At 40.8% G+C, this 24,103-nt stretch carries 14 protein-coding genes; 6 read left to right on the top strand and 8 right to left on the bottom strand.

Going from position 1 to position 24,103, the window contains the following annotated elements; genetic code table 11:
- Positions 1 to 53: 53 nt before the first annotated feature.
- Both WA1_RS01410 and WA1_RS01415 read left to right on the top strand, forming a co-directional pair.
- Positions 54 to 350 (top strand): hypothetical protein, encoded by a 297-nt coding sequence (locus tag WA1_RS01410; RefSeq protein WP_066612679.1) that lies wholly within the window; start codon positions 54 to 56, stop codon positions 348 to 350.
- Positions 351 to 370: 20 nt separating this feature from the next.
- Positions 371 to 1,693, top strand: coding sequence for a sensor histidine kinase (locus WA1_RS01415; RefSeq protein WP_017748656.1), 1,323 nt, complete (start codon positions 371 to 373; stop codon positions 1,691 to 1,693).
- 99 nt (positions 1,694 to 1,792) lie between these two features.
- Here WA1_RS01415 and surE read toward each other — a convergent pair whose 3' ends face one another.
- Both surE and WA1_RS01425 read right to left on the bottom strand, forming a co-directional pair.
- Positions 1,793 to 2,755, bottom strand: coding sequence for a 5'/3'-nucleotidase SurE (gene surE / locus WA1_RS01420; protein ID WP_017748657.1), 963 nt, complete (start codon positions 2,753 to 2,755; stop codon positions 1,793 to 1,795).
- 56 nt (positions 2,756 to 2,811) lie between these two features.
- Entirely contained in the window at positions 2,812 to 3,039 is a 228-nt protein-coding gene (locus WA1_RS01425) for a hypothetical protein (protein WP_017748658.1), read from the bottom strand.
- 77 nt (positions 3,040 to 3,116) lie between these two features.
- Between WA1_RS01425 and WA1_RS01430 the strand changes: the two genes are divergently transcribed.
- A complete protein-coding gene (locus tag WA1_RS01430) occupies positions 3,117 to 3,443 on the top strand; it encodes a low molecular weight protein tyrosine phosphatase family protein (protein ID WP_017748659.1) in 327 nt (108 codons plus the stop codon).
- A gap of 146 nt (positions 3,444 to 3,589) precedes the next feature.
- Here the strand turns inward: WA1_RS01430 and WA1_RS01435 are convergent, their stop codons facing one another.
- Positions 3,590 to 4,177 carry a PEP-CTERM sorting domain-containing protein gene (locus tag WA1_RS01435; protein WP_017748660.1) on the bottom strand — a complete coding sequence of 196 codons (588 nt, stop codon included), beginning with the start codon at positions 4,175 to 4,177 and terminating at the stop codon, positions 3,590 to 3,592.
- A 726-nt stretch (positions 4,178 to 4,903) separates the two neighbouring features.
- The gene (locus WA1_RS59275; RefSeq protein ID WP_017748661.1) at positions 4,904 to 5,029 is read right to left on the bottom strand and encodes a hypothetical protein; all 126 of its coding nucleotides are present in this window, start codon (positions 5,027 to 5,029) and stop codon (positions 4,904 to 4,906) included.
- 353 nt (positions 5,030 to 5,382) lie between these two features.
- Between WA1_RS59275 and WA1_RS01440 the strand changes: the two genes are divergently transcribed.
- Entirely contained in the window at positions 5,383 to 5,673 is a 291-nt protein-coding gene (locus WA1_RS01440; protein WP_017748662.1) for a 4a-hydroxytetrahydrobiopterin dehydratase, read from the top strand.
- Between the two features lie 222 nt (positions 5,674 to 5,895).
- Positions 5,896 to 7,605, top strand: a complete 1,710-nt coding sequence (locus WA1_RS01445) for an IS200/IS605 family accessory protein TnpB-related protein (RefSeq protein ID WP_017748663.1) — start codon at positions 5,896 to 5,898, stop codon at positions 7,603 to 7,605.
- Between the two features lie 38 nt (positions 7,606 to 7,643).
- Here the strand turns inward: WA1_RS01445 and WA1_RS01450 are convergent, their stop codons facing one another.
- The 3 genes from WA1_RS01450 to WA1_RS01460 are packed head-to-tail and all read right to left on the bottom strand — an operon-like array spanning position 7,644 to position 15,636.
- Positions 7,644 to 7,922, bottom strand: a complete 279-nt coding sequence (locus WA1_RS01450; protein WP_081402813.1) for a dienelactone hydrolase family protein — start codon at positions 7,920 to 7,922, stop codon at positions 7,644 to 7,646.
- A gap of 52 nt (positions 7,923 to 7,974) precedes the next feature.
- On the bottom strand, positions 7,975 to 9,102 hold the full coding sequence (locus WA1_RS01455; protein ID WP_017748665.1) for a response regulator: 1,128 nt from the start codon (positions 9,100 to 9,102) through the stop codon (positions 7,975 to 7,977).
- Positions 9,103 to 9,132: 30 nt separating this feature from the next.
- A complete protein-coding gene (locus tag WA1_RS01460) occupies positions 9,133 to 15,636 on the bottom strand; it encodes a hybrid sensor histidine kinase/response regulator (protein ID WP_017748666.1) in 6,504 nt (2,167 codons plus the stop codon).
- A 263-nt stretch (positions 15,637 to 15,899) separates the two neighbouring features.
- Here WA1_RS01460 and WA1_RS01465 point away from each other — a divergent pair, with 263 nt between their 5' ends.
- Positions 15,900 to 23,006 (top strand): AAA family ATPase, encoded by a 7,107-nt coding sequence (locus tag WA1_RS01465; RefSeq protein WP_017748667.1) that lies wholly within the window; start codon positions 15,900 to 15,902, stop codon positions 23,004 to 23,006.
- Here the strand turns inward: WA1_RS01465 and WA1_RS01470 are convergent.
- A complete protein-coding gene (locus tag WA1_RS01470) occupies positions 22,997 to 23,653 on the bottom strand; it encodes a pentapeptide repeat-containing protein (protein ID WP_017748668.1) in 657 nt (218 codons plus the stop codon). The two genes, WA1_RS01465 and WA1_RS01470, sit on opposite strands and share 10 nt — an antisense overlap.
- Positions 23,654 to 24,103: the final 450 nt, after the last annotated feature.

The raw sequence follows: 24,103 nt of genomic DNA on the forward strand, positions 1-24,103 counted from the left end.
TTGCTGTTTTCTGACTTTTTCAGCAAGCCCTATTTAAACTATTACAAAAACACTTGTCAATCGAGTGGGTTTACCAATCCAATGCATCGCCACTTGAGCCATCGGTTTGCTCGCAAGATGCATTGGCAACAAGTATTCCGTCTGTGGAACTGGTTGTCCCTGATGCAGAAGTCTTGGCACAGTTGCTTCAACTTGCTCAAGATGGACGTTTGAAAAAACTAGCGGAAGTGGCTGTTACCTTGGAAAAGCAGGATCGACGTTATACCACTTTTGTACAGCACATCTTGGAACTTACCAGGGAATTCCAGGTGGAGAAACTGGAAGCTTTTATCCAGCAATTTACCCATTAACTAGTACGTAAAGAGGTAAGATGAGAGAGATACAATTAATTTTGGTGGTAGATGATACTCCGGCGAATTTGGCAGTGACTTCCGAAGCACTGACTGATGCGGGGTTTGAGGTGGCGATCGCGAAGGATGGCGAACGTGCCATTAAGCAAGCCGAACGCAATTTGCCCGATCTGATTTTACTGGATATCATGATGCCCGGTATTGATGGTTTTGAGACATGCCGCCGCCTTAAAGCTTCACCGATTACCCAAGAAATTCCCATCATTTTCATGACTGCCCTTTCAGACACCACCGATAAGGTCACTGGGTTTAATTTGGGTGGAGTAGATTATATCACAAAGCCATTTCAAGAGGCGGAATTGCTTGCGCGTGTCAAAACTCATTTAAAATTACGTCTTCTCACTCAAAACCTAGAACAACAAGTTGCCGAACGTACAGCTGAACTTACAGGGACGGTACAACAATTGCAACAGTCTCAGTTTCAGTTGATACAATCAGAAAAAATGGCAACCTTGGGACTTTTGATGGCGGGAGTTGCCCATGAAATCAATAATCCAGTTAACTTTATCCATGGTAACCTCGGTCATATTGAGGAGTACACCCAAACGCTAATAGAATTTATTCAACTTTATCAAAAGCACTATCCTCATCCCGCGCCAGAAATTCAAGCGAAAACAGAGGATGAAGATCTAGAATTTTTGCAAGAAGACTTGCTCAAAATCCTGACTTCTATCAAAATGGGTAGCGATCGCATCCGAGAAATTGTGAAGAACCTCCGTAATTTCTCCCGCACTGACGAATTAGAAGTTCAAGCTGTTGATATTCATGAGGGAATCGACAGTACTTTGACTATTTTGCAACACCGTCTCAAAGCTCATTGCGATCGTCCGGTTATTGAAATTATCAAAGATTACAGCGCTCTACCCTTGGTAGAATGCTATCCTGGGCCTTTAAATCAGGCATTTATGAACATTTTAGTCAATGCGATTGATGCTCTAGAAGATTCATTTTACGCAGGACAAATGAGTCTTAAAAAACTGACAATTTCTATCCACACCTCAGTTATTGATGCTCAATGGATAGAAATAGCCATCGCTGACAATGGACGTGGTATTCCCGAACAGATTAAACAACGTATCTTTGACCCATTTTTTACTACCAAACCTGTCAATAAAGGTACGGGAATGGGGTTATCTATTAGCTACCAAATTATTACTGATAAACATAACGGCAAGTTAGAGTGTTTTTCTACTCCTCAAGCAGGAGCAGAGTTTGTTATGCAGATTCCGATTCAGCAATGCCAGAAATTAAAGAGTTTAGGAACCGCAGATGAACGCAGATGAACGCAGATTTTATGTACCTTATTGGTGTAAAAATTAGTTGCAGGCAACGTAAGCGAATTGAACACATCACACTCCCTCATCAAAAATGTCGCCGCTAATTTATGGAGTTGCAGGAATAGATAAAAGTGTTGGAGTAGAACTAGGCAACAGGGGAAGTTGATGGCGCAGTTTTGCCCAATCTTTGTACGTTAAACTACTCCAGTCACCATCAATGGGAGTGACTGTGATAAATCCAGAAAGGAATTGACCTCCTTCTGAGTCCGAATTGGAAGTTGTGTTTGATGCTAGGCTCACAGGCTCAAACTTCAAACCAACTCCAGTACCTGTAGGTAGTTCGCCGAAGGTAATATCGAAAGGTGTGATGCTATCAAAACGGGTTAAAGCAACTCCCCGAATTCCAGAAATACCATCTGGGAATCGCACGGGAATATTGATATTTAAGCCAATCCCTGGTGGTAATATTGTTGAATTTGGCTTTTTCTTCGCTTCAAGTTCTTTGATGAGCGCAACAATAAAATTTGCTCCTGTTTCATACGCTTGACGAGTGCTGGGGTAACCTGTAGCGCTCTCTGTTTGATTTATCCCAGCACTGATTGCGATCGCCGGAACACCGCGATTGAGGGCTGCTACTGCTGCACTGACTGTTCCAGAAGAAACAGCAAACAAGCCAACGTTTTCGCCTTGGTTAATCCCAGATACAACCAAATCGGGTTTATTGTCTTTAAGAATGTAATCCAAACCAGCCCATGTTGTCACTGTTGGCGTTGCATCTACGTACCAACGACGACTGTCATAATTGACAACTTCAGTTGGTTGGAGAATGCGAGCTGCATTAATTGATGTGCCAATACCGCTTTGGTCTTGTTTTGGAGCAACTATCGTAACTTCATGTCCTGCTGCTTGTAGGGTATCAAATAAAACTGCAATCCCTTGTGCTTGGTAGCCATCATCATTGACTACCATAATTTTGAGTGCCTGTGCTTTTGCTTGAAATACAAAAACCGCACAAGTCGTTGCTAAGCTAGTAAGTATTTTGGCAGAACTAGAATTAAGAAACTTCATTGATGACCTCCCCTAAGCAAAAACACCACTCTTTTTTGAACTGTAGGGGAAATGCATTAAACCTTTGTTAAAGCGTTATTAAAAACCATACGTAGTAGGTTAAGATAACAGATGTCTAGAAAATAGGGAGTAAAGAGTAGGGAGTGGGGAGTGGGAATAAAAAAATTTTCATTCCATCGTTGTGGGCGATCGCCTATTTTGTTTCCCAAAACTAAACAAGTGCCTAATCCTTTTAGGGACTTCCAAATAAAAAAATCTTCCAAAATTTCTTGTGGTGCAGGCATTCTGCCCGCCACTAATACAGCATGGGTCTTGACGCCCGTCCTACATTCCAGGGATGATTTATTTCTTGGAAATACTTATGAAATTACTGTTTATTTGCAGCCAGAATCGTTTACGCAGTCCGACAGCCGAAGCTGTGTTCTGTGAGTATGAGGGATTAGAGGTAGAATCAGCCGGACTGGACCGGGAAGCAGAAATACCTTTATGCAGTGAATCAATTCAGTGGGCAGATATCATTTTTGTGATGGAAAAGTCCCATATAAGAAAACTTTCAAATAAATTTCAACGTTGGCTTAAAGACAAGCGAGTGATTTGTCTGGATATTCCTGATGAGTATGAGTATATGGACTCTACTTTGGTGGAGTTGCTAAAGAAAAAAGTGCTACCACTGCTCGGAACCTTTTAAAGGTAAGTTTTCAGCAACAGCTTGTAAATTGTTATTAATTTTGGTGCGATCGCTTTACCTTATAATCCATCCAATTTCACAACAAAAAGCATCCCCCTGAAGATCGCTCTTGTTTAATCCAGAACCAGATTTCTGCGCCCTTAGATTTATCTATGAAGGACTTCATCCTTGACTTGACGTTTCAGTATGGAAAGAGCGCCGAGAGTGCTGAGGGCGAGTAAGCTAAGGATGGAGGTGGGTTCAGGGACAGTGATTATGGTTGCAGAAAAACTAATGGGTAACTCACTATCTTCTGGTCCAAAATTTTCAAAACCTGGTATAAATGGCGGCGCAGAGAAAACCTCTAAATAACCCGGTGTCGGCAAAAAACTAGCGAAAAACGGATTAGAGTAGTTTCCTCCTGATGTAAAATACCCAAAACCGTCACCCGTTAACTGCTGAGTATTCAGACTAATTAAATTGTCAACATCAAAAGGTTCGTTTCCTGGTATTGGAGTCCCGGAGGCTTGCAGACCCGTAATTGTTTCACCATTTCGCGTACCAGTAATTCCAGAAATCTGGTAAAAACCCAAATCGTTAGTGGTGTCATTTGTGGTAAAAGTACCACTCGCCGCTAAACCAGTACCAGAATAACTCCAGTTCCAAGTTAAAGCAGAGGCGGTTTGCATTGTCCCGAAAACTAATCCAGATGTTGCAGCAAGGGCTGTAGCAGATAGTAGAGCTAGATTTTTCATAGAGGTGTTAGTGCGATCGCGGATCTTGTAGCTTGGTCTCCCGGCTACCTGCTTCCCGTGCTATTAAGGTGTGTGGAGCGTCCGCTTTAAACGCTTCAGGCTTTCGCTTCGCATTGAGAGCGATCGCGGGTATTCTATCGTACCTTGTCTTTTAGTATTCAACAATTACCAATATTTTGTGACAGTAGTATAGATAGCTTATCAGTACATTTTCTGTATAAAAATATTAGCTTTTACCCGTACAAAAGTAATGTAAACCACTCAATTTAGGGAGGTGGGGACAGAGTATTTATACTCAGACAATCCCCAATCGCATCACCCCTCCCATTGCCCAAGTGCGATCACTGTACTCAGCGCAAGCGAAGCGATCGCACTCCGTCCCTTGTGTTCCTTCCGTACATTATCAGTATAATATAAGCTTATCCACCCGTACAAAAAGGATGTAAACCAGCCATTTGGGGAATGCGTCGATGAACATCTAAATCCTGACAAACGCCCATCTTAATATTCTGTTGATGAAACTCCAGATATCTTCATGCATTCTTCACTCCGGATTCTAATTTTACCGATTAGATTATCTATATATACAGGCAATAACTATAAATCAAAATTTAAACGCCTCCAGATATCGCGCTAGAGGCGTTTAAATTTTGAGGATGTCCTAACCGTATTCAAACAGACTACAGAAACCTCATCCGCTTTTTAACTTTTATTTTTAGTTTATGACTAGACGAAAACACGCTTATAGAAATCAACTTCTTGCTGAGGTGGCAACGACACGATCGCTGCTGTTGTTTCTGTTGCTATTGCTGTTGCTATTGCTGTTCCTTTTCCTGCGAGCCTGCGCTCCATTAAGTCCGTAGTCCTTTAGAATACTTATAACCTATGAGGGACGAGAAAATCATAGAAAAGTTTAGTCAACAGTGTTATCAGCGCCTGAGAGAACTAGCACGCTTGTCAAGGAATTGACATTCAAATTTCCAGGTGCAACATATGAGGTACTCCATCCACTACCAATACATCTCTGTTTGGTATACTGTACTATTTACTTGTATGCTTGAAATAAGTACGATGGGCGGGATATGCTTTACAGGACAGTCATAGTTATCGCTTTGGTAACCTTATCAATAAGTGTTTGCTCGCTCGGCTCCCTTTCTGCAAAGGAAATGACTCCTCAGCCTCACTCATTCCTATCAGTATCTACTATGAGTAATCTTACCGTTTTATCTGATACCGAACTCAAAGAAGCTTTAAGTCAACTCAGTGGTTGGAGTATCCAGTCTAAAAAACTTCACCGCAAGTTTGAGTTTAAGTCATTTGTTAAAGCCTTTGGTTTTATGACCAGTTTGGCACTAGTTGCCGAGTCTATGGGACACCACCCGGAATGGTCTAACGTTTACAACCGCGTCACCATTGATTTGACCACCCATGATGCTGGCGGAATCACAAGTAAGGATGTGGAATTTGCTCGTAAGGCAAACGATTTGGCTTCATAATTCTGTGGTCTAAAGGATGGAATATCGAGCGGCTATTACTAAGTAGTGGTTTTCTTGCTCAAAGTTCTCCAAAGTAGACCAAACCTGTCCTGGACTATTCGACAAGTTTGGGGAAAAGTACTATTCACTCCTTTCTAAAATTAAAAAAAAAATGAGAAAGTTTGCGTCAGATGTACAAGAGGTAATGTATAATCACCGAATAGATAATTTTAAGAAAAGGGGGTGATCAGCTTGCCCAAAGTAACGATACAGACGATAGTGCCAGAGCTAGAAGCTAATATCAAAGGACTGGAATACTTGGACGAATACAATGCCGTCTTTGGGCAAGCTATACGTAAGGGATTCTCATTAAGAAACCAAATTGGTAAGACTACTTTAAAGGAATCTTCGTTAGAGAAGCTGATCTGTAAAGAGTTAGAAACCCGGTTTGGGTTATCGAATTCTGAAGCAAAGAATGCCTACAACAAAGCCGAGGGTGTATATAGTTCTCAGGCGGAATTGGTGGACACATATATCGATGATAACTATAACCGGATAAAAGGGATTAGAAAGTCGATAGGTAAACTGAGGGGGAAAATAAAAAAAGCCTCAGAGATGGGGCACGCTCTCGCTGTCAAGTCTTTAACAAGAAAGATTCACTTCAAGTCGCAGAAGCTTAATAAGCTACTTGCCAAAATAGAACGACTCAAAGAGTCCAAGAAATCCGGTAAGTTTACCGTTACTTTTGGCAGCAGCAAGTTATTTAAAGCTCAATACAATTTAGAACAGAACGGGTATAGCTCTCACAAAGAATGGTTGGAAGATTGGCGCAAATCCCGGAGTGGACGGTCGTTTTTTGTTGGTTCCAAAAACTTCACCGCAGGCAATCAATTAGTAAGATATAGCCCAGAACTAGAAACATTAACCATCACCGTCTCACCATGCCTACAAGCCAAATACGGAACTCATGTTGTTCTGTATGAAATCACGTTTCAACGTGAGGAAAAATGGCTGACGGACGCAATCAAACCGACTGTCATCAAGTCAACTCGTAAGGGAAAAGATGGGGAGAAGAAAGAAACGGCTCGTCAGGGAAGTGAGCAACCTGTAACTTACGAAATAGTAGATAAAGATGGCAGGTTCTATATCAATGCGACGGTTAATGTCCAGCCAGCCAAGAAGGAATCTTCTCTCGAAGCAGGCGCTTTAGGAGTAGACTTCAATCCAGGCAGTATTGATTGGACGGTCGTAGATAGGCACGGCAACTTAAAACGTCACGGCTCTATTAAAATCAATATACAGGATAAACGGTCTAAACAGACGAAAGACATAATCGGAAAAGCAGTTGCCGAGATAGTTAGAATTGCATCCAATCATGGTGTTCCTGTCGTAATTGAAGATTTAGATTTCGCCAAAAAGAAAGCATCAATGATTGAAATTGGTGCGAAGTATGCACGGATGCTTTCTAATATGGCTTACAGTCAATTCAACCAAATGATTGAGACTAGATGCTCGAGATTTGGTGTTGAGTTGATTTTGGTTGACCCTGCCTATACATCGATTATTGGGGTCACAAAGTACATGAAAATGTATGCCTTGAGTTCTGGATGTGCAGCTGCATTGGTAATAGCACGTCGCGGTCAAGGCAGACTTGAAAAAGTACCTTCGTCTCTTCGTTCCTACTTTAGAAAGCCAGAGGATATGCTAAGGTCGGGCGCTTGGAGTCAGGTAGCCAAAAAAAGTAATACCATAGGCGGTTTTAATCGCAATAAGTTTTACTTTTCCGGTTCTCACAAAAAGGTTCCGACTAACTGTCGGATGCATGGCAAGCTACGGCAAACAAGTACCTTTCGCTTGCGAAAGTACAGTATCGTGCAAGTCCTTGAGGCTCCTCATATCCGTCAAAAACCCCGCGCTATCGGTTTTCCTGCCCTTAAGCACATTAATGCTTAAGTTTGGACAGGTTTTGAATAGCGCATCCGGTTAAGTTGCTAAGCAGACTCTTGCAGATGTTTGTGAAAGAATCGTGTTAGCTCGCGCCAAGAGTCTTCAGCCGCCAAGGGATTGTAGGAAGAACGCTCGTGGCAAAAAAACCCATGGTCAGCATCATTGTAAACCTTCAACGTGTAGTCTTTACCGAGTTCCTTGAGCCGAGACTCCATTTGTCTAACCCGTTCAAGAGGAATGAATGGATCGGTATCACCAAAGAACAAGTATATAGGCACCGTGATGTTTGTTGTTAAGGAAGATGCGATCGCAAATTCTCTCAATTAATTTTATCTTTGATAGCTTTATGAAGAGACGCTATCCAATCAGCTTTGACTAACGACTTTGGGGAAAGGTAAAGTAAAATGTTGTTCCTTGTCCTAAGTGCGATTCAGCCCAGATAAGCCCTTTATGACGTTCCACAATCTTCTTACAAATAGCCAGCCCAATTCCAGTCCCAGGAAATTCTTTGCGGGTGTGAAGGCGTTTGAAGATTTCAAAAATCCGATCGAGGTATTTTGCTGAAATCCCAATTCCATTATCTCGTACTGAAAACAACCATTCCCGTTCCTTTAACTCTGCTGAAAGATGAACTTGGGGGGGTTGTTCCCGGCGAAATTTAATTGCGTTGCTAATAAGATTTTGAAATAGCTGTACCAGTTGTGTCCGATCGCTATCAATTGTAGGCAAAAGGTCATGAGAAATGTTAGCATTGCTCTCGGCGATCGCCACCTGTAAATTTTTCAATGCCTGATTCACTACATTATTAACATCGGTGGGTGCAAATGCTTGACCGCGAGAACTTACACGGGAATAAGCAAGCAATCCTTGAATCAACTCCTGCATTCGATTTGCGCCATCCACAACAAAATCTGCGTATTCCAGCGCTGTCCCATCCAAACGATCTTGATACTCCTCCATTAAAAGTTGCGTATAACTCGTAACCGCCCTTAATGGTTCTTGCAAATCGTGAGCAGCTACATAAGCAAATTGTTCTAATTCTAAATTAGAGCGTTTTAATTCTTCATTTAACTTTTGCAATTCTAAATTTTTTTGTGACAAACTTTGTTGCATTTGCTGAAGTGTGAGTTGATGCTTGACACGCGCTAAAACTTCCTCTCGTTGAAATGGCTTGGTAATATAATCTACTCCCCCAACTTGAAAGGCTTTAACTTTATCAAATACTTCATTAGAAGCACTTATAAATATGATAGGAATATTACTGGTTTCTGATTTTTTTTTAAGCTGGTGACAAACTTCATAACCATTCAAATCTGGCATCATAACATCTAGTAATATCAAGTCCGGCTGACTTGCTTTCACAGATTGAAGCGCCATTTCACCATCGACAGCGACTCGCAATTTATAACCTTGTTCGGAAAGGATTGCTACCAAAAGTTGTAAATTTTCTGGGTTGTCGTCAACCACTAAAATATTGGCTTTGATAGTAGTGTTATCTATCATTTAAGTTTGTCATTGGTTATTGGTCATTTGTCAGGGTTGGGTTAGGCTTAATATCTTTTTAAGCTGAAAGTTGTTGACTAAAAAAGTCAAAGCATTGGCTAGAGACGGATGGCGATCGCGAATTTGGTCAATTAAGTTGAGCATTAACTGCATATCTCCCTCAATTGTAGCTGTATGGAGGGATTCGACCCAATGGCTGGGCAAACTGGCGAGAGATTCTGGAGTGAGAGTTTCTGGTTTGAATTCTACAGCAGATTGCTGAGAAATGCTTTGTTCGTATTGATACTGCACTCCCAAGTGTGTCTGAATTTTTTCAAATAACTCTGCTTCTTGAAAAGGCTTGCAAATAACATCATGACAACCAGTGGAAAGAATGACTGTGCGTTCTTCTTCAAAGGTACTGGCGGTTACGGCAATGATAGGTGTAGCTTGTCCTTTTAAAGTGGCTTTGATTTGTTTTATAGCTTGGTAACCATCCATGACTGGCATCCGCATATCCATTAGTATAAGATGGGGGTCCCAAGTATCCCAAACTGCGATGGCTTCAGCACCGTTACTGGCTTCGCACACTTCAAAGCCAACGGTCGTCAGTAATTTAACCAGCAGTTGGCGATTGTCCCATCGATCATCTACAACTAAGAGGCGGTAGGTTGATTGGTTGGGTTCTAAACCAACCACTCTATGGATTACTTTATTAGCGACAGGTGCTTTTTGAGGTGCGATAAGCCGGGTACGGCTTGCGCCAAGGGCGATCGCATTAATATTAAACTTGAAAATACTGCCTTTGCCTAACTCACTGCTAACTGTGAGGTTCCCTCCCATCAATTGCACAAACTTGCAGCTAATAGGTAACCCCAAACCCGTACCTTCTTGGATTTGCTGTCCGGCTTTGGCTTGTACAAAAGCTTGAAAGATAGTATCTAATTCCTCTGTAGCAATTCCGCACCCCGTGTCTTCTACTTCAAAATGTAATTGGACATTTTCTTGTCGATCCATCATTTCCTGTTTGAGACGTAAGGTCACGCTGCCAGTTTTGGTAAACTTGATGGCATTAGAGAGCAAGTTAATCAAAACCTGACGCAATTTAATTTCATCAGTTCTGATATATTGGGGTATATTTGGGGAACAGTCTAAAATTAACTCCAACTGCTTGACGTTCGCCTTTAATTGAAACATTTCTTTTAAATCCTTCAGCAGGTGGATGAGATCGAAGTCAGTTTCGTTAAAAGTGGTGCAACCGGCTTCTATTTTCGCCATGTCCAGCACCTCATTGATTAAGTTCAGCAAATGTTCCGCGCTGCGACTAACAATGCTAAGATTTTCTTTATGTTCGTTTGGTAAAGCAGAACTGCGGTTTATAATTTGAGTGAAGCCGAGAATAGCGTTAAGCGGTGTTCTCAGTTCGTGACTCATATTTGCCAAAAAAGCACTCTTCGCCCGGTTAGCAGTTTCAGCCAGTTCTTTGGCTTGTTGTAGTTCTAGCTCAGCTTTTTTGCGATCGCTAATCTCTTGTTGTAATTGAGTATTGGTACTAGCTAACTCAGCAGTTCTTTCTGCAACTTGAATTTCTAAAGTGCGGTTGTATTCTGCTAAAATTTTCTGAGTTTGTCGGCGTTCTGTAATATCAATAAAAGCATTAAGGGCAGAACTAATATTACCTTTTTCATCATAAATTGGCGTGGAGTACACTTCTAAAGGGATAATTTTATTAGGTAGACGAATTTCTAGATCGTTCACTTTCACAGTTTCACCTTTTAACGCCCGTATAGGTGGTAACCTATCGGTAGGATAGAGGTCATCCTTACCAGCAATATAAACTTGATAAACTTCTGATAATTGTTCTGCGAGTCGTGCTTCTGCTTTTACACTCTGACCAAGTATAAGCTGTCCAATCTCATTGAGATAAGCAACTTCACCATTAGTATTGTGAACGGATACTCCTACAGGCAAACCCTCTAATAATTGCGCTAATTTAGCCTCGTTTTGACGTACCTCAGCATACAGTTGGGCATTTTTGATAGAAACAGCCGCTTGGGATGCCAACAAATTCAAAACTTTTAATCTGTCGGGAGTAAAAGCACCAGTTGTGAGATTATTTTCTAGATATAAGATACCCGTAAGTTGGGCTTGATTCACCAGTGGCGAACACAGCACAGATTTTGGCTGCTGTTTGACTACATAGGGGTCGTGAGTAAAATTTCCCTCATGAACAGCATCGTGTAAAACTACACTGTTTTGGGTACGGATGACGTAATTAACGATCGCATTGGAAACTAATGGCGTATCTTGATTATTACTGACCGTTGTGATTGGGATAGATTGCAAAACATCAATTTCATCTAAGTTAATATTGCCTGATGCTTCGATCCTCCATTGCGATTGTTCATTCAAAATCAAATAACCTTTTTCTGCACCAGCATTTTCCAGCACTAATTTCATAATTTTTGCTAAGAGGACATCCAAGACAATCTCCTGAATCAAAGTTTGCGATGCTTTTAGAATACTGGTTAAATCAAGAGCATTTGATGAGTTTATATTAGTGTTGGAATTTGTGAAATTTTCTTCTGTAGAATTGATTAATTTTTTAGCAAGAAATTGAGGATATTGTGCTTCTAAATGCTTCACCTTTGCCACCGCTTGCCAACGAACATAACCATAATGGGCTTTAGTTATGTAAGTTTGAGCAAATTCTTCCATCCCAAGTTCTAAGTAAAACTTAGCTGCTAATTCATAAGCCAAAGCTTCTTCTTGTAAATAACCGTTAATTTTAGCACCTTTAATTGCTCTTTCGTAACCATTCATGGCTTCAACTATTTGACCTAAGACTCGTGCTTTCTCTGCCTCAACTAAGTCATATTTGTGCTGAAAATTCATAGGAGCAGATATTGCCCATTTTTGCATTTTTTCTTGATTAGCATTAACTCGCTCGTTGAAAGCTAGTTTTTCCATATCTGAAAGTTCGGGAAAGACTGCTAAATGCGCTAAAGAATCATAAAAATGAAAGATAGGTGTGACTATCATTGATAACACACTTTGTAAATACTGTTTAGCCATCTCCGCATTTATTAAGGCTTGATGAAAATCTCCAAATAAATAACAGAGAATAAGTTTATTTAAATACAACATTTGTAATCCTACGTTGTCTTCTGCTGCGATCGCGATCGCTATAAATTCTTTCTCGTTAAAATCATGACCGACTAGCTGTATAGGGTTTTCAGAGCTATCAAGTAAGTTAAGAATTGTTTGCCAATAGATAGCTATCCAATTACAAGACATTTTCTGCTTTATTTTGCGAATTTTCTGATGGTAATTCGCCACTTTTTTCTCTATCTTAACTAAATCTTCACCAAGTAAATATGCACATTTGCACCAACCACAGGCGCTATATGATGCAAATTCAAAATCTCCGCTTTCTAACGATCCTTGAAATGCGTCAGACAAAAATGTTAGTGCTTGTTTGAAATGTTCTTTCCAATGCAGAACGTGCTCGACAAACACAAGTAGGGATTTAGAACGTACTTTTTGATTGTAGAGTTTATGAGCTAAATTCAAAGACAGTTTTCCAAATCTATAACCTCTATCGATTTGTTGAAATACACCACATAAAACTATAGTATAAGCAGCATAAATTGATGGAGCAGAAGAGTTATTGCCATATTGGATAGATAAATTAACTTTTAATAAAGTAATGAGAAAGGACATTTTTGGAGAAACTATATATGCAGTAGGAGATATACTGTCTAAAATATTTAGAATAGCTAATTTTTCCGGTTGAGTTATTTCTGGTAGATGAATTAAATCTTCAATTTCACGATCGGCTAAAAGTAAATTATTTTCTTCTAGCAATTTTTGAATATGGTCAGAGCTTGGTTCTACTGGTATAATGACTCCTAACATCTGTAGGATTTGAAGACCTATAAGAATAACAGCTTTTAAATTACCTTGAGCTATCAAAGCTAGAATTTTGACTTCATAAACTTTTACTTTTTCTAAGTCTGTTTTGGCATGAGTTAGTACTGCTAGTACCAATTGCTCCATTTGCTGAAATTCACCAACTAAATAAGCTGCTTCAGCCATTTTTGAGTAAAGACTTAAAGTGAGTTTATACTGTTGCTGCCAACTATCTGTATTTAGGAGCTTGATTCCATTCTTAAAATATTGAAATGCTGGTTCATAAGCCGTTGCAGCTACAGCTTTTTCCCCAGCCATTAAATTTAATTGCGCTAATTTAACTTTTTCTGTTTGTGAATCAATGATGTCGATCGCTTGATTAAATTGATCGACGACATCAAAGATTCTTGCTTCTAAATCTTCCTGCGTAAAATTTGCTAAGAGTAAACGTCCGATTTGCAAATGAGTCACTTGCTTTTGCGTTTCCTCAATTAAAGAATAAGCAGCTTGCTGGACTCTATCGTGTAAAAACTGTAACCTAACTTGACTTAAAAAACTATCATCTCCAAGTCCCAGTAATTTATACTTCTCATTTAAGGAAATCAATAAACCTTCTTGCAATGCGCCTAGGAGTGTATTGAAAACTTGAGGAGCGGATGTTTGAGATATAGTAGCTAACGTTAGCAAATCAAAGTTATAACCAATACAAGCGGCTAACTTTAATATAGACTCAGTCATTTCTGGCAATTTGTCTATTTTGCTCACCATCAATTCCACCACATTCGCTGTGATATTTTTGGCTTGAATTTGGCTGACATCCCATTGCCACTTACGTTGCGTATAATCGAAGTTTAATAAACCTTCAACGTAAAGAGACTTTAAAAACTCAGTTGTGAAAAAGGCGTTTCCTTGTGTTTTTTCATAAACTAAATTGGTTAATGCTTGACTGGAAGTTTGGGAACAAGCTAAAGCGTCAGCAATTAAAGCGTTGATATCTGGCTGAGTCAGGTTATTTAAATGAATGATGGAAATTATCCCTTGTTCTTGTTTGATTTCCTCTAAAATTCCCATCAATGGATGGGTTGCATCTACTTCGTTATCTCGATAAGCACCAATAATTAGGATATGTTGCAGCGTGCGATCACTTATAATTGTTTTTAGTAAACTTAATGATGTCCTATCTGCCCATTGCAAGTCATCGATAAATAAAACTAAAGGATGTTCCGGCTGAGCGATCACTCTAATAAAGTTTTGGCAAACAAAGTTAAAACGGTTTTGAGCTTCTTGCACTCCCACTTCCACAACAGGTGGTTGAGAACCAATAACTCTTTCCAAATTAGGTATAAAATCTATTAAAACCTGTCCGTTATTACCAACTGCTGTCAGTATTTTCTCTTGCCATTCATTTAAGACAGCTGCGGTTTCAGTTAGGATGCGATCGCACAAACTATTGAAAGCCTGAGAAATTGCATAGTAAGGAATATTGCGCTGGTATTGGTCAAATTTACCAGAAATAAAGTTGCCACGCTTGGCAGTAATTGGTTTGTGAACCTCTCTCACTAAAGCAGACTTACCTACACCAGCATATCCAGCAACTAATACCATTTCGATTTTGGATTTTGGATTTTGAATTTTGGATTGGGGATTGGAGATTGGAGATTGGGGATGAAAAGTTTCTTCTGCTTCTTCCTCAGCAATGCGAACAAATGCTTCTAGTAACTTTGCTATCTCCTGTTCCCTACCATACAGTTTTTGAGGAATTTGAAATTTACCAGAAAAATCTTGTTTGCCGAGAGGAAAAGAAGCCATTTCTCCTTTACCAGTCAATTGTTGCAAACAAAACTCTAAATCTGTTTGAATGCCGTAAGCCGATTCATAGCGATCTTCAGCATTTTTTGACATTAATTTAAGAATGATTTGGGAAAGAATTATGGGTAATTCTGGTTTGATTTCATGGGGTAGGATTGGCTGTTTGGCGATATGATTGTAAACTAATTCCAAAGCATCATCGCTGTGAAAAGGCAATTGACCCGTCAGTAACTCATAGAAAGTTATGCCCAAAGAGTAAAAATCAGTACGATAGTCAATTTTTCGATTCATGCGCCCTGTTTGTTCGGGCGAAATATAAGCAAGCGTTCCTTCTAGAATATTTGGATTTTGAAAAGTTGGTGTTTCTCGTAAAAGAATTGCTGATATACCAAAATCAATAATTTTTACTTCTTTGGTATGAGGATTCAGGACAATATTGCTAGGATTGATATCTTTATGAATGATATTTTGAGCGTGAATTCGACCTAAAATGTCAGTAATAGAAATAGCTAATTGTAGAAAATCTAACAAAGATAAATTTCCAGATAATCCTAATAGAGATAAAGATTCACCACCAAAATCTTCTAAAACTATGATTGGACGTTGCTCTTCAGCTTCTATCCCTATTGCTTTGATTACCCCTGGTATATTTAGACTGCGCGTAATTTCATATTCGCGCTTAAACCAAGCCAAACGTTCTGGTGATGGATAGGCGTCTTTAAGCATTTTGAGAATAACAGGCTGTTGGTTTGATACCCGCCATCCTCGATAAACTAAAGAATTATTACTCTCATACAATTGCTTGATAATAGTCGTTCCTGAAATTGTCAGCATCTAAACACCTTCCTTTCAAGATATAAAATCAAAAGCTCACCGTTTACTCCCTTCCACTATAGGAATCATAAATGATTTATGAAAATCTCACCTCTTACCTCTGCGTACTCTGCGTCTCGGCGGTTAAATAAATTACTTTTAAACCTGACTAGGCGCACCAGAGCGCACCAGAGAAAAGATGAGGAATTGCCACCTGAATAGAACAGAAGGCTTATAATACAACAGTTACTTATTTCAAATTTATTCCGCGAGCTTTTGGCATAATGGTTGCGTTAACCGGATTTATCATTGGCACTTTGCTAAAAACAGGGGTAAAAGCAGTCTTATACCGTGGAATCCGGATTGAAGATCGATGCCCTGTTATTATCAAAGGGTTACGTCCAGAACAGTGTACACCTAATAATATTGAGCAACTCAAACACGAGTATACGATCTCCCGCCAGTTAAACACCACAGCAGCAGTCAAAGCCTACGCCTTAGAACTACATCAGGGTATCCCTTATCTTATCCTAGAGGACTTTGGCGGGCGATCGCTTGACCAACTTCTGGACGATTTTCGCCAACCCCTATCGTTCCTCAAAATTGCCCTTCAAATCACCACAGCACTCGCGCAAATCCACCATCGTAATGTTGTTCACAAAGACCTCAAGCCGCAGAATATCCTCATTAACCCCCAAACCCATGAGGTAAAAATCGCAGACTTTGGAATTGCGGCTTTCATCCCCTACGAACAGCAAATTGTCAGCAGTTCCAATCAAATTGAAGGAAGTCTGGCTTATCTTTCACCAGAACGAACCGGACGCATGAATCGGGGAATTGACCAACGCAGCGATTTATATTCCCTGGGAGTCACCTTTTACCAAATGCTAACAGGTCAGCTACCGTTTCAAGCCAAAGATCCCCTAGAGTGGCTCCATTGTCACATTGCCAAATCTCCTTTACCCCCTACACAAATCATCTCCCATATTCCCCAAATTCTCTCCGACATTATCATAAAACTGCTGTCAAAGATGCCAGAAGACCGCTATCAAACTGCTTTGGGCTTGCAGTTTGATTTGGAACGGTGTTTACAACAGTTAGAAACCACCGGAAAAATCTTACCTTTTCCTTTAAGTGAACGGGATATTTCAGATCGGTTTCAGATTCCACAAAAATTATATGGGCGAGAACAGGAGATTGCACAGCTTCTAGAAGCATTTGAGCGAGTTGTTAGCCAAGGGACACCAGAAATTGTGCTTGTCTCTGGCTATGCTGGTGTTGGGAAATCTTCTCTCGTGAATGAGATACACAAACCCATTGTCAGAGAACGTGGGATTTTTATCTCAGGTAAGTTCGATCAATACAAACGAGATATTCCTTATTTCACAATAGTTCAAGCTTTTCAAACCCTCATTCGTCAAATTTTAACTGAAAGCGAAGATAAACTTGCCATTCGGAAAAAGAAAATAATTGCTGCATTGGGCAATAATGGTAAACTGATTGCAGATGTTATTCCCGAAATTGAACTGATTATCGGCAAACAATTTCCCATACCAGATTTAGGACCTGCTGAATCACAAAATCGCTTCAATTTGGTATTTCAAAACTTTATTCAGGTCTTTGCCCAAAAAGAGCATCCAATTGCTATCTTTTTAGATGATATGCAGTGGGCAGACAGCGCTACTTTAAGTTTAATTCAAACCATTATTACAGGAGCGAGAATTCAGTCTCTTTGCTTCATTCTAGCCTACCGAAATAACGAGGTCGATCTCACGCATCCTTTAAATTTGATGGTGGAAAAGATTCGCCGCCAGGAGGCAAGAATCACTGAAATTGTGCTAAAACCCTTGAATATTACCTGCTTGAATCAGTTAGTTGCTGATACTTTACATAGTTCGGTAGAGCGATCGCAACCTCTTGCTCAATTGATTCTCCAGAAAACAGACGGCAATCCTTTTTTTGTGAACGAGTTTCTCAAAACCCTGTATCAAGAAAATCTGCTGACTTTCGTTCCCCCTCAGTCCCCTAATTATAAGGGTGGCTGGCAGTGGGAGCAAGCTAAAATTGAAGCTCAAGGCATGACAGATAATGTTGTCAATTTAATGCTTCAGCGAATGCAAAAACTTCCACCTGCAACTCAGCATGTGCTTAAGTTAGCTTCATGCATTGGTAACCGCTTTGATTTGGAAGTTTTGACAATAGTTAGTGAAACATCTTCTGAGGAAACATCTCATGCACTTTTGGAAGCTGTGCTGAGAGGATTCATCGTTTTAATAGAGATAACGGAAAATTTTGAGAAAAGCTATCGCTTCTATCATGACAGAATTCAACAAGCTGCTTATGCCTCGATCGCAGAGGAACAAAAACCAGCAATTCACCTCATGATTGGAAGGCTTCTACTTCAAAATACCAGCCCCGAACAAGCAGATGATCTCATTTTCGATATAGTCAATCACTTTAATATTGCTGTCGATTTGATTGTTGAAAAGACAGAACAAGATGAACTGGTTCGATTAAATCTCATTGCAGGTAAGAAGGCAAAAGCATCTACAGCTTACCTACCTGCAAAAAGGTTTTTTTCCACAGCTACAAACCTTTTATCAGAAAATGCTTGGAGCGAAGAATACGAACAAACCTTTACTTTATTCCGAGAACTCTCTGAATGTGAATTTTTAACGGGAAATTTAGAGCAAGCAGAAGAAATATTTAAACTTTTATTGCTGAGAGCACAATCCCATTTGGACAAGTGTGACGTTTATATGCTTCAAATCAGACTTTACCAAGTGGCAGGTAGGTATGAGGAAGCACTGGTACTGGGATTAGAAGCTTTAAAACTTTTTGGCATAATTATACCAGATTCTGATGCGGAAATTCAAGATGCGATCGCGAGGGAAAAAAATCAAGTCTCAACCAACTTAGATGGCAGAGCAATTTCCACTTTAATTGACGCCCCAATCATTCAAGATCCCAATCTAAAAGCATTAATTGCTTTGCTCACAACGTCAAGTCCTCCAGCTTATCTCGGCAAACCCAATATTTTTCCCTTGATTGTGTTGAAAGCAGTTAACTACTCCCTACAGTTTGGCAATACGGAAGATTCCTGTTTTGCTTACAGTATGTATGCCATGTTGTTAGTCTCCATCTTCCTTGATATTCCTACAGGTTATGCATTTTCTGAAATGTCAATTCAATTGAATGAAAAGTTGAATGACTTAAAACTGAGAGGAACAGTTTGGCACATTCATGGCAGTCATATTAATGTTTGGCGGAACCATATTGCTACGAGTCTTCCCTTTTTAGAGAAGGGATTTCTTGGGTGTATAGAAGCAGGTGATGTGACGATGGCTAACTACAATGGCTATCAAGGTTCTTGGCAAATTATACAAGTGGGTGCGCTCCTTTCAGACACTCATACCTCACTAGAAAAGTACATTACCTTTGCCCGACAATCCAAGCATGAAGCTGCTTATCAAACGATTAAATTACAGCAACAGCTACTAACAAATCTTCGGGGACTCACTCACCACAACCTGACTCTAAGTGATGCTGAATTTGATGAATCACTGGCTCTATCTATCATTACAGATGCCGGTTTTGTCAGTGGAATTATCTTTTATCATATTGTAAAATTAGTTGTGTTTTTCACTTATGGAGAGTACCTCGAAGCGCTAAACTCTGCCTTACAATTATCTGCGTTGCCAGTCACAACACTGGCATTACCCATTGAAACAGATTATATTCTGTATTACTCCCTAACCCTAACGGCTGTTTATCCGACAGTGTCTTGTGAAGAACAAGAAAGGTTCTGGCAAATTCTGGCAAAACATCAACGTCAATTGGAGTATTGGGCTAACCACTGCCAAGCTAACTTCTTACACAAATCTCAATTAGTAGGGGCGGAAATGGCTCGAATTGAGAATCGAGACTTGGAAGCAATGCACTTGTACGAGCAATCAATTCGCTCAGCCCGCAAGCATGGATTTGTACAATATGAAGCTTTAGCACATGAGCTAGCTGCTAAGTTTTACTTGGATCGGGAGTTTGAGACTATAGCCAAAACCTATCTGCAAGAAGCAAAAAATGCTTATGTCCGTTGGGGTGCGATGGGCAAAGTCAAGCAACTTGAGGAGTGCTATCCGCATATATTCCCCCATCAGGTTCCTGTCTCTAACAGCACATTTTTAAGCATGGGCGAACAACTTGACTTTCTATCGGTGGTTAAAGCATCTCAAACTATCTCTAGTGAAATTGTCTTCTCTCGGTTGTTAGAGATATTGATGCAGATTGCGATGGAGCAAGCGGGAGCAGAACAAGGTTATTTACTACTCGAACGCGAGGAAAATTTAGCGATCGAAGTAGAAGCTAAGGTGGATTTACAACAGGAAATCAACGTTTTGCGACCTGTATTTGAGGGTGAAATTTCACAGGTGATTCCTCTATCAATACTGAATTACGTTCAGCGAACTCAAGAAACAGCGATCGCGCATAACGCTACAGAGCACGACCTGTTTTCAAAAGATGAGTATATCATTCAAAAGCAGCCTAAATCCATACTCTGCTTGCCAATTACCCGGCAGTCAAATTTGCTCGGTATTTTGTATTTAGAAAACAACTTGATCCCAGGGGCTTTTACCCATGGTAAGCTTTCCGTATTGGAAATATTAGCAACCCAAATTGCCATTTCTCTGGAAAATGCCCGTCTTTATCAAGGGCTAGCAGAAAGTCAAGAACAGCTTAACCTAGCGTTAAAATCTGCCCAAATTGGTGTTTGGAGTTGGGACATTCTTAACAATCGATTTGATTGTGATGAGCAGATTTATCAAATGTTTGGCATCACGCCCGAAACCTTTATTGGGAGTTTAGAAGCAGTTTTAGATCGGCTGCATCCAGACGATCGCCAATTGCTAACCCAATCTTTGAACCAAGCAATTCAGGAAGGTGTGGAACACAACCTAGAATATAGAATTATAAGGGATGATGGTACTATCCGCTATGCAGCCTGTCGGGGAAAACCCTTTTTCAAGGAAGCAGGTGAAGCAATTTGTATCAAGGGAGTTATCCTTGATATCACGGAACGCAAGCAAGCAGAGGCTGAACGCGCTCAACTGATTCGAGAGCAAACCGCTAGACTGGAAGCAGAAGCAGATCGGCAGGGTGCAGCGTTTTTGATTGAAGTCAGTACGGTACTGACCTCTTCACTGGATTATGAAAGAACTCTTTCTAGTGTTGCCAATGTGGTTGTACCTTACTTTGCAGACTGGTGCTGTATCGATTTACTGGAAGAAAACCAATCTATCAGTCGGGTAGCAATAGCGCACCGCGATCCAGATAAGGTGAAATTTGGCTGGGAATTCCATCAGCGTTACCCCAGACGGCTGGAGATGAATTATGGAATTGCAAAAGTTTTACGTACCGGGCAAACAGAACTTGCGGCTGAAATTCCCGACTCTGCACTGGAGTTGGTTATTGAAGATGCCGAACAATTACGGTTACTGCGCGAACTTGGCTTAAAGTCTTGCATCATCTCGCCTTTGATAGCACGCGGACGAATCTTAGGTGCTATCTCCTTTGTCACGGCTGAATCAGAACGTCGTTACAGCACAAGCGATTTAACTTTGGCGCAGGAAGTTGCTCATCGTGCGGCGATCGCGATCGACAATGCCTGCCTTTACCGAGAAGCACAGCAGGCACAACAAAAAGCAGAGCGAACTGCTGAACGGATTGCCCGCCTACAGTCTATCACTGCTGCCCTTTCAGAATCGCTCACGCCTGCCCAAGTGTCTGATGTTATTGTAGAGCAAGGCATGGCTGTGTTAGATGCTAGTTCGGCACTAGTTGCTTTAGTGAATGAAAACAGGACGGAACTTCATATTGTGCGTGCGGTTGGCTATGAGGAGGATTTGGTAGAGGCATGGAGTTGTTTTCCCATTGATTCCCCCGCTCCACTTGCAGAAGCCGTGCGAACTGGGCAACCTGTTTGGACTGCACCGAGAGAAGATCGCATAGCGCGTTACCCTCATTTGGCTGAAATTTATGGGCGGTACAATTTTAGTGCTTGGATTTCTATTCCATTAATGGTTGAGGGGCGGGCTATTGGAGGCATATCTTTGGCATTTGTCAAGCCCCAACAAGTGAGTGAGGAAGATCGGGCGTTTATCCTAGCTCTTGCTCAACAATGTGCTCAAGCGATCGCTCGTGCTCACCTTTATGAAGCAGAACAAGCCGCACGGGAAACGGCTGAAGCAGCCAACCGATTCAAAGATGAATTTTTAGCTGTTCTATCTCACGAGTTAAGAACACCGCTTAACCCGATTCTGGGTTGGGCAAAACTTCTGCGGACTCGCAAGTTCGATCCCGCAGCGTGCGATCGCGCCTTGGAAACCATTGAGCGCAATGCCAAGTTACAAACCCAATTAATTGACGATTTGCTTGATGTCTCCCGCATCCTTCAGGGTAAGCTAAGCCTCAATGTCTGCCCAGTTAATTTGGCATCAGTGATTGAAGCTGCCATTGAAACAGTGGGTTTATCAGCTCGAGCCAAATCCATTGAGATGAGGTTAATTCTCGAACCGGATGTCGGGCAAGTTTCCGGCGATGCCAATCGATTGCAACAAGTCATTTGGAATCTGCTTTCCAACGCCGTTAAGTTTACGGAAGTTGGGGGAGAGGTTGAGATAAGATTAGAGCAGGTTGGCTCCCAAGTGCAAATCCGAATCACTGACACTGGTCTTGGGATCGCACCAGAGTTTTTACCCTATGTCTTTGATTATTTCCGTCAAGCAGATAGTGCCACCACTCGCCAATTTGGCGGTTTGGGTTTGGGATTGGCGATTGTCCGTCATTTGGTAGAACTTCATGGGGGAAGCGTGCGGGTAGATAGCCCAGGGGTTGGTCAGGGAGCGACTTTTACAGTGACCTTTCCACTTTTTAAGGGTTCAAAGACCAAGGATACAATAGATAAGCCCTCTGGTGTAAGTTTTTCTGCTTTACCTCTGGTTGGCTTCCAGATTCTAGTGGTAGATGATGATGCAGATATGCGAGAGTTTTTGACCTTTGTGTTGGAGGAGTACGGTGCAACTGTCACGACGGTAGCCTCAGCTTTTGAAGCTTTAACAGCACTCAGCCAATTTCACCCGAATGTTATTATCAGCGATATTGGAATGCCGCAAATGGACGGCTATATGCTGATGCAACAGGTGAGAAGTTTGAAACCAGAGCAAGGGGGAGAAATTCCTGCGATCGCGCTTACTGCCTACGCTGCCGAGATTGATTATCACAGAGCCATGGCAGCCGGATTTCAATTGCATATTCCCAAGCCTGTAGAGCCAGAGGAGTTGGTGAGGGCAATTCAGTCTTTAAATTGTGAATTAAATCAGTGGAACTACTCATAAATTCTTCCATCAGGCATAATTGCCCCAGTTAGGTTAGCTCCTATCAGTTTCACAAGAATTCTATCGCCAGAACTCATGCGTGCTCCTGTTAAATTGGCTCCCCGCAAATCAGCACCACTTAAATCAGCTCCGATTAGATTAGCACCGCATAAATTCGCTTCTCTTAGGTCAGATAACAGCAAATTTGCCCTAAATAGATTGGCGTCAGATAAATTTGCGCCTCTGAGATTCACTTTATGCATAAAACTATCACTGATATCGGCACCGCTCAAGTTGGCATAGCTCAGATTTCTACCGGATAAATCTTTGCCTTTCAAGTCAGCTTTACTGAAGTCCTTCCCACTTAAGTCGTTGTTGGGCTTCGGAGTAGAGTAAGTTTTTTGAGTTGGTTTTGTCTGTGTGTAGGACGTATATGCTGCTTTGCTATGTGACATTTGATACTGGGATTTAAAAGAGCGCAATTTTTCCCGAGCTTCATTAATTTCTTGCAGCTTTTTTTGCGCTTTTTCTTGCAAGCGGACGTTTTCTTTTGGCAGTCGGTCGGGATGCCATACAAAAACCAAATCTTTGTACGCTTGATTCACTTCCTCAAGTGTTGCTCCAGGCTCTAATTCCAACAATCTATAGTACCGCTCCAGCTCGCTCATAAGACTTTTCAGTGGAAATTAATTTCATTATGAGTGATACAGACAAATTCCGACTGCATCATTTGTATAATCTTTGTTTAACAGTGACCAGTGACCAGTGACCAGTAACCAGTGACCAGTAACCAGTGACCAGTAACCAGTGACCAGTGACCAGTGACCAGTAACCAGTGACCAGTGACCAGAAATTAGGTTTTTTTCGTAGTTGCTTTTATTTGGTGCTTATTTCATCCTTCATCTTTATATCCTTGAGTGGACTGGTTTCATAATAATCAAGAATTCAGTAGATTTTTCTTTAGCTAATAAACCTTACAAGAATGTAAATACTTGTATCAACATCAGCCCACTCGTGTTATCAATTGTAAACTAGTAATACAGAATGTATTCGTTAATTTCTGGATGAAAACAATTGGAAATTGAGCATCCATTATCAATCATATGCATTTTCTGAAT

This window comes from Scytonema hofmannii PCC 7110 (genome assembly GCF_000346485.2).
Classification (GTDB): Bacteria; Cyanobacteriota; Cyanobacteriia; order Cyanobacteriales; family Nostocaceae; genus Scytonema; species Scytonema hofmannii.

What these genes read in the sequence shown, in the direction of transcription:
- WA1_RS01425 (WP_017748658.1), bottom strand. Translation starts at nt 3,039, where the DNA reads ATGCCTGCACCACAAGAAATTTTGGAAGATTTTTTTATTTGGAAGTCC.
- WA1_RS01465 (WP_017748667.1), top strand. Translation starts at nt 15,900, where the DNA reads ATGGTTGCGTTAACCGGATTTATCATTGGCACTTTGCTAAAAACAGGG.
- WA1_RS59275 (WP_017748661.1), bottom strand. Translation starts at nt 5,029, where the DNA reads ATGGAGCGCAGGCTCGCAGGAAAAGGAACAGCAATAGCAACAGCAATA.
- WA1_RS01460 (WP_017748666.1), bottom strand. Translation starts at nt 15,636, where the DNA reads ATGCTGACAATTTCAGGAACGACTATTATCAAGCAATTGTATGAGAGT.
- WA1_RS01455 (WP_017748665.1), bottom strand. Translation starts at nt 9,102, where the DNA reads ATGATAGATAACACTACTATCAAAGCCAATATTTTAGTGGTTGACGAC.
- surE (WP_017748657.1), bottom strand. Translation starts at nt 2,755, where the DNA reads ATGAAGTTTCTTAATTCTAGTTCTGCCAAAATACTTACTAGCTTAGCA.
- WA1_RS01435 (WP_017748660.1), bottom strand. Translation starts at nt 4,177, where the DNA reads ATGAAAAATCTAGCTCTACTATCTGCTACAGCCCTTGCTGCAACATCT.
- WA1_RS01470 (WP_017748668.1), bottom strand. Translation starts at nt 23,653, where the DNA reads ATGAGCGAGCTGGAGCGGTACTATAGATTGTTGGAATTAGAGCCTGGA.
- WA1_RS01415 (WP_017748656.1), top strand. Translation starts at nt 371, where the DNA reads ATGAGAGAGATACAATTAATTTTGGTGGTAGATGATACTCCGGCGAAT.
- WA1_RS01440 (WP_017748662.1), top strand. Translation starts at nt 5,383, where the DNA reads ATGAGTAATCTTACCGTTTTATCTGATACCGAACTCAAAGAAGCTTTA.
- WA1_RS01430 (WP_017748659.1), top strand. Translation starts at nt 3,117, where the DNA reads ATGAAATTACTGTTTATTTGCAGCCAGAATCGTTTACGCAGTCCGACA.